A 16,108-nucleotide genomic window follows, 5' to 3' on the forward strand; every position below is an offset into this window, starting at 1 on the left:
GTCACTGCGGCGACCTTTAATAGAGCGGCTCTACTCATCCGGGCCAAGTTCAGCCCATCTGCGGGCTATCGAGTCGGTTCACAATTGGAGATGCTTGCGTCGTTCATTGATGACAATCGCTTAGCGGCTGTCCCATTGCGGTGGTCCAATTCCATACCTCGCCCGACGGACGCGAACGGTAGGGTAGGAGAGGAGTTTGAGGCTGCACGACAGGCTAAGCTTCCCAGCCCCCGCTCGTTGGAATGCCTAGCGCTGGCCTTTCGCGCGGCGAGCGAACCTGCTGATCTGTTTGTAACGTCGGCGGCGGGGATCATGTGCTCGGCCCCGGATCGGGTGAATGAGGTTTTGCTGCTTAGGGCGGAGCCTGAGGTCACAAAAGCTCGTCCCGATGCGTCGCCGGCATATGGGCTGCGGTTCTGGCCTTCCAAGGGTGCAGACCCCATGGTCAAGTGGGTTGTGCCATCTATGAGTTCGGTCGTGCGCGAGGCCGTGAGAAGACTCAATGAACTATCTGCAGAGGCGCGTCGCGTGGCGCGCTGGTACGAACGCAATCCCAAGTCGATGTTCCTCCCATCACATCTCGAGCATTTGCGCGGCGGTGACTTGTCAATTGCAGAGCTCGGCGAAGTCCTTTTCGCAGAATCGGCGTCGCCCGCGAGCACTAGGGCGTGGTGTTTGGGTAATGGCGTGCCTCTCGAGAAGCGTCGCGGCAGAACTGTGGTCAAGTTCTCGGATGTTGAGGCTTCTGTCATCAGCTTCCTGCCCAGAGGATTCCCATGGTTGGATGTCGATTCTGATCTGCGGTACAGCGAAGCGCTTTGCGTGGTTCGGCGTAATGAGTTGCATCGGACCAGGCGTACGTTCCGTTGCGTCATCGAGGCGCCAGATCAGAACTTTATTTCTACTGGTCTTGGTGGTCGTACAGAGCACGGAGTCAAGTCCGTCTTCGATCATCTGGGCTACTTCGATTTGGACGGATCTCCAATCGTCATTCGTACTCACCAATTCAGACACTATCTGAATACCTTGGCTCAGGCCGGTGGCATGAGTGAACTCGACATCGCAAAGTGGTCGGGTCGGAATGATGTTCGTCAGAATGACTCATACAACCACGTCTCTGATCGCGATGTTCAGGCGCGGCTTGTGGGGCTGCGGCAGGAAAGGCAGCGCGAGTCGGTGACTGAACTGGCGGTCGAGCCGCTGCCGCAGGTCCGCGTTAGCCTAATTCCTCGAGAGAAGTTCGCGGAAATGGGCATCCAAGCCGCCCACACGACCGATTTCGGATTCTGCGTCCACGACTTCGTCATGTCTCCTTGTTCCTTGCATCGGGACTGTGCGAATTGCAACGAGCAAGTCTGCATTAAGGGGGATGAGGTGGGCGAAGCAAACGCGCGATCTAAGCTGGCTGAAACTGCAGCTCTTCTGGGTGAAGCGGAAGTCGCCGAGGCTGGTGGAGCCTACGGCGCATCACGGTGGGTTGAACACCAGAGATTGACGCACTCCAGACTTCTAGAGCTGATCAAGATCTTGGACGATCCCGCGGTGGCACGCGGCGCGTTGATTCGATTGAATCATGTAAGGCCTGCATCACGGTTGCAGCAAGCGAAAGAGGCACGCCGGTCACTAACGCATCGAGACGAGCGCTCAGTGCTTATGGAGTGGAAGGTTGAAGTGGAGGGGTCTGCATCATGAGTAGAGCAAAGAACCTCAGTGATTCGGATGTTGCGAAGATTGTCGGGATCCTTGACGGCTGGTCTGGCCGTTTGACCTGGGAGGGACTGCTGGATGCCGTCGAAAAGCATCTCTACGCAAGGTATACGCGGCAAGCCTTGCATAAGCACGCTCGAATTCAGGCTGCTTTTGAGCAGCGCAAGCTTGCACTAGCTAACGGTGATCGTCGCCAGCGATCCTTCGAGAACTTGCCAGAGATGCAGGTGGCGATGGATCGTATTGCCCGGTTGGAGGGCGAGCTCGCACGGCTCGAAGCGGAGAACGCTCGCTTACTTGAACAGTTTGTCAGATGGGCATACAACGCCAGTGTCCGAGGCCTAGATGACGTGTACCTTAATTCGCCGTTGCCAGTGGTCTAGCATGCGGGTGCGGGTGCGGGTGTCGTTAGCAAAGCAGAGCGCTCCGTCACTAAGAAGGGTTGATTTTCCCCATAGGTGAGCGGTGCGAATTCCTGGGCGCATGTCTTCCCTTTATGTGTGTAGAAGCAATGATTCTTTTTGGGTCTACGAGGTGCAAGTCGATTCGTGTTTCGGAAGTAAATTTGCACTTGCCCACAACCGATAGGATTTAGGTCATGAAGAGAGAATGGATCCTCCAGACCCGGGAGACGCGTCGGCGTTTCGACAACTCCACGTGGGTTCCCTTGCGCGCATTGGAGACGCTGGAGGACGGCGGAGCCGACCCGCAGACTGTTGGGTACGTCAGCGAGTTCTTTGGCTGCGGATCTGTCGCATTTCCTCCGGAGCACCGTGAGAGAGCAGAGCGCTTGAGTTGGGGGCAGATAGGGATATCGCACAGCGTTCGGCCGTATGCCTACGATGATGGGCACTATTCTCCTGTCGATGAGTTCGAGTACAACGACAGGGAGCCCCTCGGGGTTGAGCTTGTGTACGAACATGACCAGCCAGTGGTTGGCGGTAGGAAATGGATACTTAGCCCTGATCTGGTGATCGCACTTCGCTTAGTGAAGGATGGAAACAGCTGGGTTCGTCCTGAGGAAGACTTCGTTGAGGTGGTTCGTGAGAAGTTGGAGGAGGATGGAAGTCATACGTCCATCGAGATTAAGCGTGAGTTCCTGCTCGACTACTTGGCCGCGAGGGGCTTGGCGCTGCGGCTGTCGTACTACCGCAGGCGCATTGAGAACGTTCCATCGTTGATCGGGACCGAGTACGAAGAACTCGTAGATGTCGATGAGGAAAGGGACGGAGGGAGGTTCGAGCTCAGGCTTCGCGAGCTGGACCGCGTCTTTGGAGGGAGCTGGGCTTCATTTCGCGTCTGGAGGACGGATGTGGACCCAGAAGAAGATGCGCCTGTGATGGGGCCGGAGCGCGACGACAATACCGAGTCTGAGCAGAGGCAGGGGCAGAGAGGTGGATATGTGGGGGTCAGGGTCGAGGGAGAGTTCTGGCGAGACGAATGGATCGATCACAAGGGACTTAGCGTGCGTGTCAGAGGTGACGCTGACTCTGCGCTCCCGCACTTCGTGACGGAAACGGACGGTACTCGCGTAGCTTCCCAGGACCTGAAGAACGAGGATATCGGCCGATGGCTCTGGTTCCGTCCAGGTGTGGTAAATGAGCTACTAGCCCACAGAGGATTCTCCTTAAAGTGGTACACCCGGGAAACTGGGGCGATCATATCCACATCGGGGTATCAGACGCATTTTGGGATCAACTCAGCGGATTTGTTGACCATCTATGCGTACGACATTGCAAAATTGCCAACTTGGGAGCAGCACGTATGGGCGTCTAATAATGTTGCTCCGGAAGGGAAGGTATCTCCAGAGCTCTTGATGTCCCAGGTCGAGGCGCGTCCTGCCTCGACAGATGCATTCGAGGAGCTGCTGTTCCAGACTATGCGGCTGCTTGAGAGAAGCTTTAAGGAGCGCTATGGGATATCTCTTTTCACTCATGAAATAGATGATCAAGCCGCGATGCAGGTCGTGACGAGGTTTGTTAGCGCGGATAGGTCAACACTTCTTCGGCTTGCAAAAGAATTAGTGCGAGTGTTTTCCGACCGACTCAACGTGCGTGAGCTGCGTAAGATCGCTGCACGCCCAGACAAAGACAAGCTGGGATCCAACAAGCTGCTTGAAGATGTGCTTGCTCAGAAGGTCGGCGTTGACAAGGCACGAGGCGTGTTTAGCGTGGTAGCCGGGGTATACGACATGCGCCTAGCCGACGCGCACCCAGCCAGCGACAAGGTGGCCGATGCTCTGAAGCTAGCAGGGATTGATACAAGCCAGTCGTTCCTGAAACAAGGGGAGCAACTCATCTACAACTTTGGGAGCACGATCTACATGGTCGGCAAGCTGATCTTTGGGGAGGATGAACGATAGAGGCTCCGCAGAGCCCGATGCTCCAGCTGGGAGGCGAGGATCAGTCAAAGCGTTAACAACCATCCGCTAATTGGGTAGTCTGTTGACAGTATTTCGCCGCCTCGGGACAGAATGTTCATCTGTCCAGGGTTTTTTGCTCTTGTTGTCAAAAAAGGTAGCCACTTCCGTTCTGATTCCTACTTGACGGTTTTAGTGTTGATAGAGGCCCTCATCGTTGTGGATGGGGGCCTTTTTTTCGTTAGGCAGAATCCAGCCGTGATCTAACCTTCTACTTGCGGCAGGGTGTTGATGGATGACTGGCGACACACCATAGCGAATCAGAATGGAGAGCGGCACGGGAAAGCCGTCTGCTCGAGCCCATCGCTGGTGCATGGCTTCGTCGGGTCTTGATACGGCGTGCGAAGGACAGGCATAAGCCTAACGAGCTGGCGCGTGGCTGTCGCACACCCTGTGGACACGGTTACCGCGGGCCTATGCTCAATTGCGGTGTGCTTCTCCAAAGATTGTCTTGTCGCACAAAATCTGTCATTAGCTTGCTCTAGGATTTGCCCATCCCCAGCAAGGTTGGGGGGACAAGATGTTCGTTCCGCGCATTAAGGACTGATGTCGGATGGAATCCTTTGGCCGGACTTGCCAGTTGTCTTTCACATGGAGTGTGTACCAATGGCATTTGCAATGCCCCTGCGCAGCCACAAGGCTGCCGCAATTCTCTCCTTCTGCCTAGCATTAGGCGGTACATCGACTGCAAGTGCAGCCACCTACTACGGCCCTCCCTATAAGGTCCAGTCGTTCCGCGGGGTTGGCTCGTTTGAGAGCGTCGGCGCTGCGGTCAACTTCCTGGTCGGGAAGATCCAAGCCCCTTGCCAACAGGACCCTAAGTGCACCAAGCCGCCCGTTGTTACCGTGCGATACGGCAACGATGGCTGGGCGGCGACGATCTACGTCAACGGGAGTGCAAGTGACAATGTTTTTGCTTCCGAGATATTGATTGGACAGCCCCAGAAGAATTTCGGAGGGTGTCAGAAACGCTGTTCAGCCGGGCTTGGCTCTGCAACCGATGGAACCGGGGCTCGTGGTGCTGCTGACAGTGCTTCAAAGGCCAATGCCCGTGACCCAGGGAGCCCGTTTGAGGGCGATCCGATCAATACGTCTACCGGCAACTTTTACCGGCAGGAAACCGACTTCGAATCTCCGTCAGGCCTGATGTTCCGGCGGTTCTACAACAGTTCTCCCCGTGCTCCGGGTTCTTCCTTGGGGCCTCAGTGGCGCCACCTGTTTGATCGGCGACTTGAGGTGCTAGCTTCCAATACTGGAGCGGCCGGAGAATACACGTTCATCCGTGCTATTCGGCCGGATGGCAGTTCAGAGCGGTTCACTCGAACCTCAAGCGGCTGGACTGTCGACGCCGATGTCGCAGACGTGCTCGTTGATCGAGAGGCGGGCACCGGCTATGCATTGCAGTTGGCGGCGAACCGCCAAACCGAAATCTACGATGCGACAGGCTTGCTGAAGGAAGTCTACGACGCTGCTGGCAAGAAGCTTCTGTCCTTGCAGTATTCGGACGCAACCACGCCGGCGGACGTGGCGCCAGTCGCTGGACTCCTGTTGACCGTTGGCGACGCCAGCGGGCGCACGTTGAGCTTTAAGTATGATGCCTCATCGCGATTGACCACGATGATGTTGCCAGACGGTGCATCGCAAACATTTGGCTACAACCCCGCAGGACAGCTTGCCTCGGTGACCTATCCGGACGCCACAAGCAAGGGCTACATCTACAACGAAACAGCCAACAGCCCCACTGTCGCAGGCACGTCCTTCCTCACAGGGATTGTGGATGAGAAAGGCGTCCGTTACGAGACCATCAAATTCGACTACACCCATCGCGCTTATCACGCGGAGTTCGCCGGCGGCGTTGATACCACAACCCTGGACTATGCCGCTTCCACGTGGAAGGGAACGCTGCCAGTAACTGTCAAGGGGCCACTCGGAGCAACTTCCAAGTTGGGCTTCGTGGATACAGGAAAGGGGCGTCTGATGCCCGCGGGCGGTTCGGCCGCCTGCGGTGACCAATGCAACCAACCCTACAAGGCCATGACCTATGACGTGAACGGCTACCCGGCGTCGGTCACGGACTTCAAGGGAATCACTACAAGGACCACTTACACGGCAGACGGGTTGCTGGCCGAACAGGTTGACGCCGCCGACACCCCCCAGCAGCGCACCACGACGACCACGTGGGATAGCGCACTGCGTTCGCCCCTTAGTCGGGTGGTAAAGAACTCTGCGGGCGTGGCCGTTTCCAGCAGCTCATGGAAGTACAACGCATTGGGCCTGGAGGTCGCGCGGTGCGAGGTGGATCCTGCCAATTCGGCTGCGGTCGGGTATGTGTGCGGAACTGCAACCAATGCACCCGCTGGGGTTCGTCAATGGACCACCGCCTACTGCTCGGCGGTGGATGCCACCCACTGCCCGCAAGTCGGTCTTGTCCTTGCCGAAGACGGGCCGCGGTCCGATGTTCAGGACGTTACCGGGTACAGCTACTACCTGACCGCGGATGAGTCGGGTTGCGGCGTTCTCGGGGGCTCCTGCCACCGCGCTGGTGACCTTCAGACCGAGACCAATGCCTTGGGTCAAGTGACGACACGGCTGGCCTACGACCGAAATGGACGTGTCAGCCGCCTTCGAGACGCGACCGGCACGATCCATGATTTTGGCTATTCCACTCGAGGCAAGCTCACCTCGATAACCGAGCGGAGCAGCGTGGACGGAACTGCGTCTACCAACGATCGAGTGACCTCCCTTTCCTATGATGCGACAGGCAATGTCGCATCGGTTGTTGACCCCGACGGAGTATCCCTCAGCTACACCTACGATGATGCGCACCGTCTCGTCCAGATCAATGACGGGGCCGGGAACCACATTCGCTACACCCTCGATGTGGCAGGCAATCGCACCAAAGAGGAGGTGTTCGACGCAGGTGGTGGACTGAAGCGTTCGCTCTCTCGCGTTTACAACAAGTTGGGGCAACTGGTGTCCCAGAAGACGGCAGCGGGGAATTCAACCGACTTTACTTATGACCTGGCGAACAACGTCCAGCTCATCACCGATGCCCTGAAGCGCAAGACACAGTTTGACTACGATCCCTATGGAAGGCCCAGCAGGGTGCTTCAGGATGTTGCCGGGTTGGCGGTCGAGACGCGATACGAGTATGACGCCGAAGGCCGGACCACCAAGGTTGTCGATCCCAAAGGCCTGGCGACCATTTACGGCTATTCAGGATTGAGCGACTTGTTGAGCCGTCAGAGCCCCGACACGGGCGCAACCACTGCCAGTTACAACAGTGCAGGGCAGCCGGCGAGGCAGGTTGACGCCAATGGCACGGCTAGCAGCTACACATACGATGCCCTGGGGCGCGTGGTGCGCAAGGTTTATGGGAACGAAGCGATTGTTGCGTCATACGTGTATGACCAAGTCGAGACCATCTGCTCAGCTGGTGAGTCGTTTGCAAGCGGGCGGCTCTCATCCATGCAGGATGACGGCGCTAAAACCCAGTATTGCTACGATCGCGCCGGAAATGTGACGCGCAAGGTGCAGACGTCATCGGGGCAGAGCGTAGGCGTCAGCTATACCTATACCAATGCCGGCCGACTTCGTTCTGTCACCTATCCTGACGGAACGGTGGCGGACTACAAGCGAGATGCAGCCGGCATGATTACCGAGATCGGCGTGACTCGACCGGGTGCTGCTCGTGTCGTGTTGCTTTCCAGTGCAAAGCGCCATCCCTTCGGCCCCTCTGCAGGCTGGGCCTACGGCAACGGGCGTACACTGGCGCGAGACGTTGACCAGGATTACCGTCCGTCGGCGTTGATCGGCAGTGGCTCGGGAGCACTGAATGCAGCCTTCTCGTTCAGTGCTGTGGGCGAGTTGACCGGCCTTACCGCCGGCGGGACTGGGGCAGCGTCTGTATCGCTGACCTACGACGCCTTGAGCCGACTGACTGCTTTCAAGGATGCGGCCACTGGCTCGATCATCGACAGCTACTCCTACGACGCCACGGGCAATCGCATGTCTGCGAAGGTCAATGGAGCTGATCAAGCCTACGTCTATCCGTCCGACAGTCACCGCCTGCAAAGCGTCGGGGGCGTGTCGCGTGCCTACGATGCGACTGGCAACACGCTTTCGATCCAAGGCGTGGAACGGGAGTTTGCTTACAATGCAATGGGACGCCTGAGTGCGGTGAAGCGAAACGGCACGGTTGCTGCGGAATATCATTACAACGATCTTGGCCAGCAGATAACCCGCAAGGCTGGAGGTGCCTCAGCACTGAGTCTCTACGATGAGCGCGGGCAATGGCTGGGGGAATACGACCAGGCGGGTATTGCGCGTCAGCAGGTGATCTGGTTGGACAACCTGCCTGTCGGATTGCTGAAGGGTAGCGCGCTCTACTACGTTCAGCCGGATCATCTGGGCACCCCTCGCGTTGTCGTTGACCCAGCCCGTGACGTCGCAGTTTGGAGTTGGGATCTGAAGGGGGAAGCGTTCGGTGTGACGGCACCAAACGAGGATCCGGACCAGGACGGCACGCTTTTTGAGTTCGCGATGCGCTTCCCTGGGCAGCGATACGACGCTGAGAGCGGCCTTCACTACAACGTTCAGCGTGACTACGATCCCGCCAGTGGCCGCTTCGTGACGTCAGACCCGCTCGGATTGCAGGGGGGAATCAGCACCTACGGCTACGTGAAGGGCAACCCTCTCACCTCGGTTGACCCCGATGGGATGCTGGCCATTCCTTTACTGCCCCCGCCCCCGGTGGTCACGGGCGCCCCGGGGGGCGTTGGGGCGTACAATGGGGGCGACCTCAGCAATCCGAACGGCAATTGGGATTTTGGTCCAAAGTTCAACAGCGATAGCCTTAGGAATGCTCTTAAGGCGGGTGAGATGCTGGGGGTTGGTCCGAACGGTATTCTGAATCCGAATAGCCCAGCGTCGCAGATGGCTGTTGCATTGATCAGATCTGCGTGTGCCGACGGAGATGACGATGACTTCATTGCTGATTGCCAAAGCCATATTCAGGGCTGTAAGACTACCTGCACGCGCGCTAAGGGTGATTTCGATCAGCCGGGCGTCTGGGGTGGGAACTTGGCGCGCTGCATGCTTGGGTGCGTTCCCTATCGGTGTCAGAAGTTAATGAAGCAGAGCGATCTTGATGGATATTAATGAAATTACCAAGATGCTTGAGGCGGGTGACGACAATGGCGCGCGTTACCACCTTTTGAATCTTGTAAGGCGCGAACCTGCTTGTGACGCCGCGTGGTTGTTTCTTGTTGGGATTGGGTTTCGGAGCGATGATACTGAGTTGTCCCTGTGGGCACTTCGTGGGCTTGAGAAGCTTCGTCCTCACGATGTGTTGGTCGCGTCTGGATTGGTGGATTGCTTGCTTCGGTTGGAGCGATACGAGGAGGTTAAGGAGGTCATTCATGCCTTCTCTAAGGTTGCTCGTCCTGGAATGCCCGCTCACGACACGGTCCTTGAAGAGCACCGCAAGGCACTCCAGTTCATCAACAATAGCGTTGAGGCTGCAGGTGACGAAGACGAATAGCTGAAGCGTTCGCTAATCGCGAAGCCTTGGATTGATCGATTACTTTCGCTCGACGTCACGAGCTCTACGCTTTGGTTAGGTTGCTCTCCGAGCCGTGCCTGGCTGGCAGCGTTGTCTTCGATGAGTTTCTCAAGTTTTTGCGCGAGAGTGCTGTTCTTGATTCGCCCCCGAGCAGGAGTGGGGAGTTAAGATGTGTCAGTTTGCGCGCCTTTCCGACGTTTCTGGTGAGTCGATGAAAACCACCGCGCTGATTTCGTGCTTCGTCTTTTGTGCTCAATTTGGGTCCTCGCTAGCTGCCCGTCCGCTGTCAGAGAGACTCGCGGCGGACATTGAGATGGCCGAACACTCTATTCTTGCCTCGCTGGTGGTGCACAAAAGTTCCGAGAGCAAGTCACTGTGCTCTCAGACGCCATATGCTTGTGCAGGAGCAGACGGTGCTGAGCTTGGTCTCGCCTTGATAGGGGGCAGCAGGAGTGCTGCCGCTCCTCTGCACTTGGTTGAACTGTCGCGATTCCGTATGGATGGAGCGCTTTCAGAGGACTACAAGTGCTACCTCGCTGCGCAGGGCAATTCAGTGGTTCAGGCCGCGTCGAAGCTGGATGCCAAGAAGCTGGCAGGGCAATGCATGTCCGAATTTGCTGCTTTCAAGCGTCGGGCCGGCCCTGCAAAGTTCGACGTGGCGCCCGAGAACATTTGCAGCTCAGTGGCGGACATCCAGGGTTCCCTGCGTGAAGTTATCCGACTAGCCAATGCAGGTGGTGACTGTGACGGCGTCTGAGTCGGTCATCGGAAAAAGCTGATGCGTACGCGTTTCGCGAAGCCTTGGCTTGGTTGACTACTGTCGCTCGCCGTCGCGAGCTATGCAGTTCTGCAATCCGCCGTCTCCGAGGCAGGGCTGGGCCCTGGCGGCGGGGTGCACCCGGATGCAGAACGAAGACATCCAGGAACTGGTTGATATGGTTCGTGAGCCTACGAACGCCCAGTGATCATTCAATGCTTCCGAGAAAAGGGCCAATGCATAGGCTCGGGGCGTTGAAGAAGTACTGATTTTGTTCGCTCGCTTGAGCAAAAACCAGTAGATTTCATCTCAGGCGACTGATTTGGTTAGAAAAGAAAGCCCCGCCAATGCGGGGCTTTTCTTTCTGCGCGATGTCGTTGGCATTGTGCTCCGCAGCATCAGTTTTCGTGCGCCGCGACTTGCAAACAGGCAATTTCCTCCCCTATGGTGCAATCGATTGCATTGCTGTGAATCGTTGCGTTTGATACCGGTTGGGAGGCCGGTAGGTGGATGTCCATCCATTCGATCAGACCGGCTCCGGCGACGGGCCTCACGCGGCGCGATGCGTTGCGCATGGCGGTTGCTGGAGGCGTAGCGCTGGGTACTGCGGGAGCGTTGCCTGCATTCGCCGCCACCGCAGCGCTCAAGGGCAACCTGAAGCACTCCGTCGCACGCTGGACCTTCCCGCAGCTGTCGGTCGCCCAGCTCTGCACGACGGTGAAGGACATCGGCTTCGCCGCCATCGACCTGGTCGGCCCGGAAGACTGGCCCACGCTGAAGGCGAACGGCGTCTACAGCTCGATGTGCAATGGCGCGGAGCTGGGCCTGACCAAGGGCTTTGCCGGCCGCGAATTCCACGACCCGCTGGTGGAGCGCTACACGCGGCACATCGACCTGGTCGCCGATGCCGGTTACCGCAACCTCATCTGCTTCTCCGGCAATCGCAACGGCATGGACCCGCAGGACGGCATGGCCAATGCCGAGGCGGGCCTCAAGCGCATCCTCGGGCATGCCGAGAAGCGCGGCGTGGTGCTGGTGATGGAGCTGCTGAACTCCAGGGTCGATCACCACGACTACCTGTGCGATCACTCGGCCTGGGGCGTGGAGCTGTGCCAGCGGCTCGGCTCGGACAACTTCGGCCTGCTCTACGACATCTACCACATGCAGATCATGGAGGGCGACATCATCGCCACCATCGGCAAGCATCACGCCTGCTTCAAGCATTACCACACTGCAGGCGTGCCGGGCCGGAACGAGATTGGAGACCAGCAGGAGCTCCACTATCCGGCCATCTGTCGCGCGATCCGCGACACCGGTTTCAAGGGGTATCTGGCGCAGGAATTCACGCCTGCAGCGCCCGATCCCGTTGCCTCATTGCGCGAGGCGATCCGCCTCTGCGACGTCTGAAACGATATCCACCCAGGTGAGAGACCATGGCAGATAATCACTACGACGCCATTGTTGTTGGCTCGGGAATCAGTGGCGGTTGGGCAGCGAAGGAGCTGACCGAGAAGGGCCTGAAGGTCCTGATGCTGGAACGCGGGCGCAACATCGAGCACGTCAAGGACTACGTCAATGCGATGAAGGAAGCGTGGGACTTCCCGCATCGCAACCGGCCGACGCAGGCGATGAAGGCCGCCTTCCCGGTGCTGATGCGCGACTACGGCCTGGCCGAGAACCTGGAAGGAATGTGGGCCAACGAGCAGGACTCACCCTACATCGAAACCAAGCGCTTCGACTGGTTCCGTGGCTACCACGTAGGCGGGCGCTCGCTGATGTGGGGCCGGCAGAGCTATCGGTTTTCCGACCTGGACTTCGAAGCGAACCTCAAGGATGGCATCGCCACCGACTGGCCGATCCGCTATGCCGACATCGCGCCGTGGTACGACCATGTAGAGAGGTTCGCCGGCATCGCCGGCACGCGCGAAGGACTGGACGTGCTGCCGGACGGCGAGTTCCTGCCGCCGATCCCGTTGAACATCGTCGAGAAGGACGTGGCCGCGCGGATCAAGAAGGCCTTCGGCGGAACGCGGCACATGATCCACTCGCGCACCGCCAACATCACCCAGCCGATGCCCGAGCAGGGGCGCGTGAACTGCCAGTACCGCAACAAGTGCATCCTGGGCTGTCCCTTCGGTGCCTATTTCTCGACCCAGGCGGCGACGCTGCCAGCGGCGATGAAGACCGGCAACCTGACCTTGCGACCGTTCTCGATCGTCAAGGAAGTGCTCTACGACAAGGATCGCAAGCGTGCGCGCGGCGTGGAGGTGATCGATGCCGAGACCGGGCAGACCTACCAGTACACCGCCAAGGTCATCTTCCTCAATGCATCGTCGTTCAATTCGACCTGGCTGCTGATGAACTCGGCGACCGATGTGTGGGAGGGGGGACTGGGTTCTTCGTCGGGCGAGCTGGGGCACAACGTGATGGACCATCATTTCGGTGCGGGCGCCTCGGGCCGGGTCGAGGGCTACGAAGACAAGTACTACTTCGGCCGCCGTCCGTGCGGTTTCTACATTCCGCGCTTCCGCAACGTCGCGGCCGACAAGCGCGGCTACCTGCGCGGGTTCGGTTACCAGGGCGGTGCCAGCCGCACCGGCTGGTCGCGCGAGATCGCCGAGCTGAACATCGGTGCCGACCTGAAGGAGGCGCTGACCGTACCGGGCGACTGGCGCATCGGCATGACCGGGTTCGGTGAAATGCTGCCGCACCACGACAATACGATCCGCCTGGACCACGACCGCAAGGACAAATGGGGGCTGCCGGTGCTGGCGATGGACGTGTCCATGCGCGCCAACGAACTGGCGATGCGCAAGGACATGGCCGCCGATGCTGCCGAGATGCTGGAGGCGGCTGGCGTCAAGGACGTGAAGATGCACGACCACGACTATGCCCCGGGCAAGGGCATCCACGAGATGGGGACCGCACGCATGGGACGTGACCGGAAGAGCTCGGTATTGAACGCGCACAACCAGGTCTGGGATGCGCCCAACGTCTATGTGACCGACGGTGCCTGCATGACCTCCAGCGCCTGCGTGAATCCTTCGCTGACCTATATGGCGCTGACCGCGCGCGCGGCCGACCACGCGGTACGCGAACTGAAAGCGGGGAACCTCTGATGGATCGCCGCGAACTGTTGAAGATGATCGTTGCCGCCACCGGCGCGGCCATGGTCGGCCTGCCTGCGCTCGCGCAGGGAAACGCCGCTGCGGCACCGGTGAAGACCCTGTTCTCCGATGCCGACATCGGCACGCTGGACGAGATCGCCGAGACCATCCTGCCGCGGACCCGGACGCCAGGGGCGAAGGATGCCGGCGCTGGCCTGTTCATGGCGACCTTCGTCAGCGATTGCTACACCGCCCGGCAGCAGGCAACGTTCCGGGCAGGCCTGGTCGATATCGACAAGCGCGCCGGCGGCCGGTTTGTGGCGCTTGCGCCGGAAGCCCGCACCCAGTTGCTGCGAACGCTGGACGCCGAAGCCAAGGCGCGCTCTGCCGACGTGACCGAGACCGGTACGCCTGAAGAGGGCGAGGCGATGCCGCATTACTTCACGATGATCAAGCAGCTGGCCATCTTCGGCTTCTTCACCTCCAAGGTCGGGGCGACCGGCGTGCTGCAGTACGTCGCGGTGCCCGGCCGCTACGACGGCGACCTCGCCTATGTCCCCGGTACGCCCGCGTGGGGGACCAGCTGATGGACACCACCCTGATGATCCGCCCTGCGTTGATCACTGTTGGCCTGCTGGCCGCTGCATCTGCATTCGCGCAGGACAGTGCCGACGCTGCGCGCGACCCGAAGAAGACCGAAGTGTGGACCCCCGTGCCCGCTGTCGTGGCCACGCCGCCAGGCAAGGCCCCCTCCGACGCGATCGTGCTGTTCGATGGCAAGGATGTCTCCGCGTGGGAATCGGAGCAGGGCGGACGCGTGCCCTGGAAGGTTGCCGGGGGCGCCATGACCGTCGTTCCGGGCAGCAAGGGCATCCGCACCCGGCAACGCTTCTGCGATGTCCAGCTGCATGTGGAGTGGCGCACGCCCACTGACACGAAGGGCTTCGACGGCCAGAACCGGGGCAACAGCGGGATCTTCCTGCAGGAACTGTATGAACTGCAGGTGCTCGACAGCTACAACAACCCGACCTATGCCAATGGCCAGGCGGGCTCCATCTACAAGCAGGCCATGCCGCGGGTGAATGCCTCGCGCGCGCCGGGCCAGTGGCAGGCCTACGACATCATCTGGAAGGCACCGCGCTTCTCGGTGGGCGGTGGGCTTGTGTCGCCCGCGCGCATCACGGTGCTGCACAACGGCGTGCTGGTGCAGGATGACACCGTGCTGGCAGGCAAGACCGAGTACATCGGGGCGCCCTCGTATTCGCCCCATGCGTGTGCGCCGCTCTATCTGCAGGAGCATGACTCCAGGGTCAGTTACCGCAACATCTGGGTGCGCGAGCTGTAGTGGCATGCGGCTGGCGTGGCCGCCGGCCGCTTACTTCGCCAGGTAGCTGGCGATATCGTCTATCTCCTGCTGTGACAGCTGGGAGAAGGGCGGCATCAGGCCGCCGCCCTTGCTGATCTTTTCCTTGATCTGTGCAGGTGCCATGCGCTTGCCGATGTCGGTGAGTGCCGGGAACGCGCCCGGCATGCCCGCGCGATCGGCGCCGTGGCAGGCCACGCAGTTCGCGGTGTAGAGCTTTGCTCCCGCAGCCGGGTCGCCCTTGCACCAGGCGGCTGTCGCAACACTCATGCCGCCCAGGGCCACCGCCATTGCCAGGATCATTTTCATGTGGGGCTCCTTGATGCGTCAGCGCCGCGCACGGGCAGGCGTATTGGTGGTCAGGTGTTCACGCAGATAGTCGGCGCCGGCCTGGACGACCTTGGCCGGCTCGCGTGGCTGGTCGTGCTCGATGATGTACCAATGCACGCCGGCGCCCCTCGCAGCAGGCAGGATCGTGTTCCAGTCCAGTACGCCCTGGCCGACCGCAGCGAATCCGCCTTCGTCTTCGGCCTGGCCCTTGAGCGCATTGTCCTTGGCGTGTACCGCGAATACGTGGCCGCGGAACTTTCCCAGCATCACCGCCGGGTCCAGGCCCGCACGCGCGACCCAGGCCAGGTCCAGCTCGGTCTGCAGGTCGGGGCCGGCGGCGGCAAACAGCAGTTCCAGCCCGGTCCTGCCATCGAAGTCGACCAGCTCGAAGTCGTGGTTGTGATAGGCCAGGCGCATGCCCTTGCCGCGCACCTGTTTCGCGATCCGGCCCAGTTCCTGTCCCAGGGCGGTCCAGCCGGCGGCATCGCTCGGGCGTTCCTTCCTGTCCAGGTACGGCACCACCAGCGTGGTGTTGCCGATCGACCGGTTGAAGGTCACCACCCCATCCAGGTTGCTGCGCAGCTCGGCCAGCGGCACATGCGATGAAATGGCCTTGATCGAATACCGGTCCAGCAGCTGCTTCAGTTCCGCGGCACTGACGTTCTGCGTGCCGACGGTTTCCACCGCGTGCACACCGGCATCGTGGACGATCTTCAACTGTTGCTCGAGCGAGCCGGCATTGCGCAGGGTGTACATCTGCACCGCGATCGGCTTCTGCGCGCTGGCGGCTTCGACTGCGAAGGCGGGCAGCGCCGCGAGCAGCAGGACGAGGCTTGCACTTCGACGGACAAGGGCTTTCATC

General features: G+C 59.8%; 12 protein-coding genes. 10 read left to right on the top strand and 2 right to left on the bottom strand.

Features of this window, described 5'->3' with window-relative positions; all coding sequences use genetic code 11:
• Nucleotides 1-441: 441 nt before the first annotated feature.
• The 10 genes from AC5P5W_RS00875 to AC5P5W_RS00920 all read left to right on the top strand — a co-directional run bounded on the left by AC5P5W_RS00875 (nt 442) and on the right by AC5P5W_RS00920 (nt 14,898).
• Nucleotides 442-1,692: a hypothetical protein gene (locus tag AC5P5W_RS00875; RefSeq protein WP_239504603.1), complete on the top strand. Its 1,251-nt coding sequence runs from the start codon at nt 442-444 to the stop codon at nt 1,690-1,692.
• Nucleotides 1,689-2,090, top strand: coding sequence for a hypothetical protein (locus AC5P5W_RS00880; protein WP_164124417.1), 402 nt, complete (start codon nt 1,689-1,691; stop codon nt 2,088-2,090). The genes AC5P5W_RS00875 and AC5P5W_RS00880 overlap by 4 nt, the downstream gene beginning before the upstream one ends.
• 215 nt (nt 2,091-2,305) lie before the next feature.
• On the top strand, nt 2,306-4,069 hold the full coding sequence (locus tag AC5P5W_RS00885; RefSeq protein ID WP_495220768.1) for a hypothetical protein: 1,764 nt from the start codon (nt 2,306-2,308) through the stop codon (nt 4,067-4,069).
• 663 nt (nt 4,070-4,732) lie between these two features.
• Entirely contained in the window at nt 4,733-9,286 is a 4,554-nt protein-coding gene (locus tag AC5P5W_RS00890) for an RHS repeat-associated core domain-containing protein (protein WP_495220770.1), read from the top strand.
• The gene (locus AC5P5W_RS00895) at nt 9,276-9,668 is read left to right on the top strand and encodes a tetratricopeptide repeat protein (protein WP_152906969.1); all 393 of its coding nucleotides are present in this window, start codon (nt 9,276-9,278) and stop codon (nt 9,666-9,668) included. Before AC5P5W_RS00890 ends, AC5P5W_RS00895 begins: the two co-directional genes overlap by 11 nt.
• Nucleotides 9,669-9,900: 232 nt before the next feature.
• Nucleotides 9,901-10,446 (top strand): Imm57 family immunity protein, encoded by a 546-nt coding sequence (locus AC5P5W_RS00900; RefSeq protein ID WP_160314160.1) that lies wholly within the window; start codon nt 9,901-9,903, stop codon nt 10,444-10,446.
• A 510-nt stretch (nt 10,447-10,956) separates the two neighbouring features.
• A complete protein-coding gene (locus tag AC5P5W_RS00905; protein ID WP_049404955.1) occupies nt 10,957-11,853 on the top strand; it encodes a hydroxypyruvate isomerase family protein in 897 nt (298 codons plus the stop codon).
• Nucleotides 11,854-11,879: 26 nt separating this feature from the next.
• The gene (locus tag AC5P5W_RS00910; RefSeq protein ID WP_046429409.1) at nt 11,880-13,565 is read left to right on the top strand and encodes a GMC oxidoreductase; all 1,686 of its coding nucleotides are present in this window, start codon (nt 11,880-11,882) and stop codon (nt 13,563-13,565) included.
• Complete coding sequence (locus tag AC5P5W_RS00915; RefSeq protein ID WP_014646300.1) at nt 13,565-14,140, top strand: gluconate 2-dehydrogenase subunit 3 family protein; 576 nt, start codon at nt 13,565-13,567, stop codon at nt 14,138-14,140. The genes AC5P5W_RS00910 and AC5P5W_RS00915 overlap by 1 nt, the downstream gene beginning before the upstream one ends.
• Nucleotides 14,140-14,898, top strand: coding sequence for a 3-keto-disaccharide hydrolase (locus AC5P5W_RS00920; RefSeq protein WP_046429464.1), 759 nt, complete (start codon nt 14,140-14,142; stop codon nt 14,896-14,898). Before AC5P5W_RS00915 ends, AC5P5W_RS00920 begins: the two co-directional genes overlap by 1 nt.
• A 30-nt stretch (nt 14,899-14,928) precedes the next feature.
• Here the strand turns inward: AC5P5W_RS00920 and AC5P5W_RS00925 are convergent, their stop codons facing one another.
• Nucleotides 14,929-15,225 (bottom strand): c-type cytochrome, encoded by a 297-nt coding sequence (locus AC5P5W_RS00925; RefSeq protein WP_032961525.1) that lies wholly within the window; start codon nt 15,223-15,225, stop codon nt 14,929-14,931.
• A gap of 18 nt (nt 15,226-15,243) precedes the next feature.
• A complete protein-coding gene (locus AC5P5W_RS00930) occupies nt 15,244-16,107 on the bottom strand; it encodes a sugar phosphate isomerase/epimerase family protein (RefSeq protein WP_032961528.1) in 864 nt (287 codons plus the stop codon).
• Between the last annotated feature and the right edge of the window lies 1 nt (nt 16,108).

This window comes from Stenotrophomonas sp. YJH_SMC_123 (assembly GCF_059368215.1).

Coding starts and splice junctions, on each gene's coding strand:
- AC5P5W_RS00895 (WP_152906969.1), top strand. CDS start 9,276: ATGGATATTAATGAAATTACCAAGATGCTTGAGGCGGGTGACGACAAT.
- AC5P5W_RS00920 (WP_046429464.1), top strand. CDS start 14,140: ATGGACACCACCCTGATGATCCGCCCTGCGTTGATCACTGTTGGCCTG.
- AC5P5W_RS00910 (WP_046429409.1), top strand. CDS start 11,880: ATGGCAGATAATCACTACGACGCCATTGTTGTTGGCTCGGGAATCAGT.
- AC5P5W_RS00915 (WP_014646300.1), top strand. CDS start 13,565: ATGGATCGCCGCGAACTGTTGAAGATGATCGTTGCCGCCACCGGCGCG.
- AC5P5W_RS00905 (WP_049404955.1), top strand. CDS start 10,957: ATGTCCATCCATTCGATCAGACCGGCTCCGGCGACGGGCCTCACGCGG.
- AC5P5W_RS00875 (WP_239504603.1), top strand. CDS start 442: ATGGTCAAGTGGGTTGTGCCATCTATGAGTTCGGTCGTGCGCGAGGCC.
- AC5P5W_RS00880 (WP_164124417.1), top strand. CDS start 1,689: ATGAGTAGAGCAAAGAACCTCAGTGATTCGGATGTTGCGAAGATTGTC.
- AC5P5W_RS00900 (WP_160314160.1), top strand. CDS start 9,901: ATGAAAACCACCGCGCTGATTTCGTGCTTCGTCTTTTGTGCTCAATTT.
- AC5P5W_RS00885 (WP_495220768.1), top strand. CDS start 2,306: ATGAAGAGAGAATGGATCCTCCAGACCCGGGAGACGCGTCGGCGTTTC.
- AC5P5W_RS00925 (WP_032961525.1), bottom strand. CDS start 15,225: ATGAAAATGATCCTGGCAATGGCGGTGGCCCTGGGCGGCATGAGTGTT.
- AC5P5W_RS00930 (WP_032961528.1), bottom strand. CDS start 16,107: ATGAAAGCCCTTGTCCGTCGAAGTGCAAGCCTCGTCCTGCTGCTCGCG.
- AC5P5W_RS00890 (WP_495220770.1), top strand. CDS start 4,733: ATGGCATTTGCAATGCCCCTGCGCAGCCACAAGGCTGCCGCAATTCTC.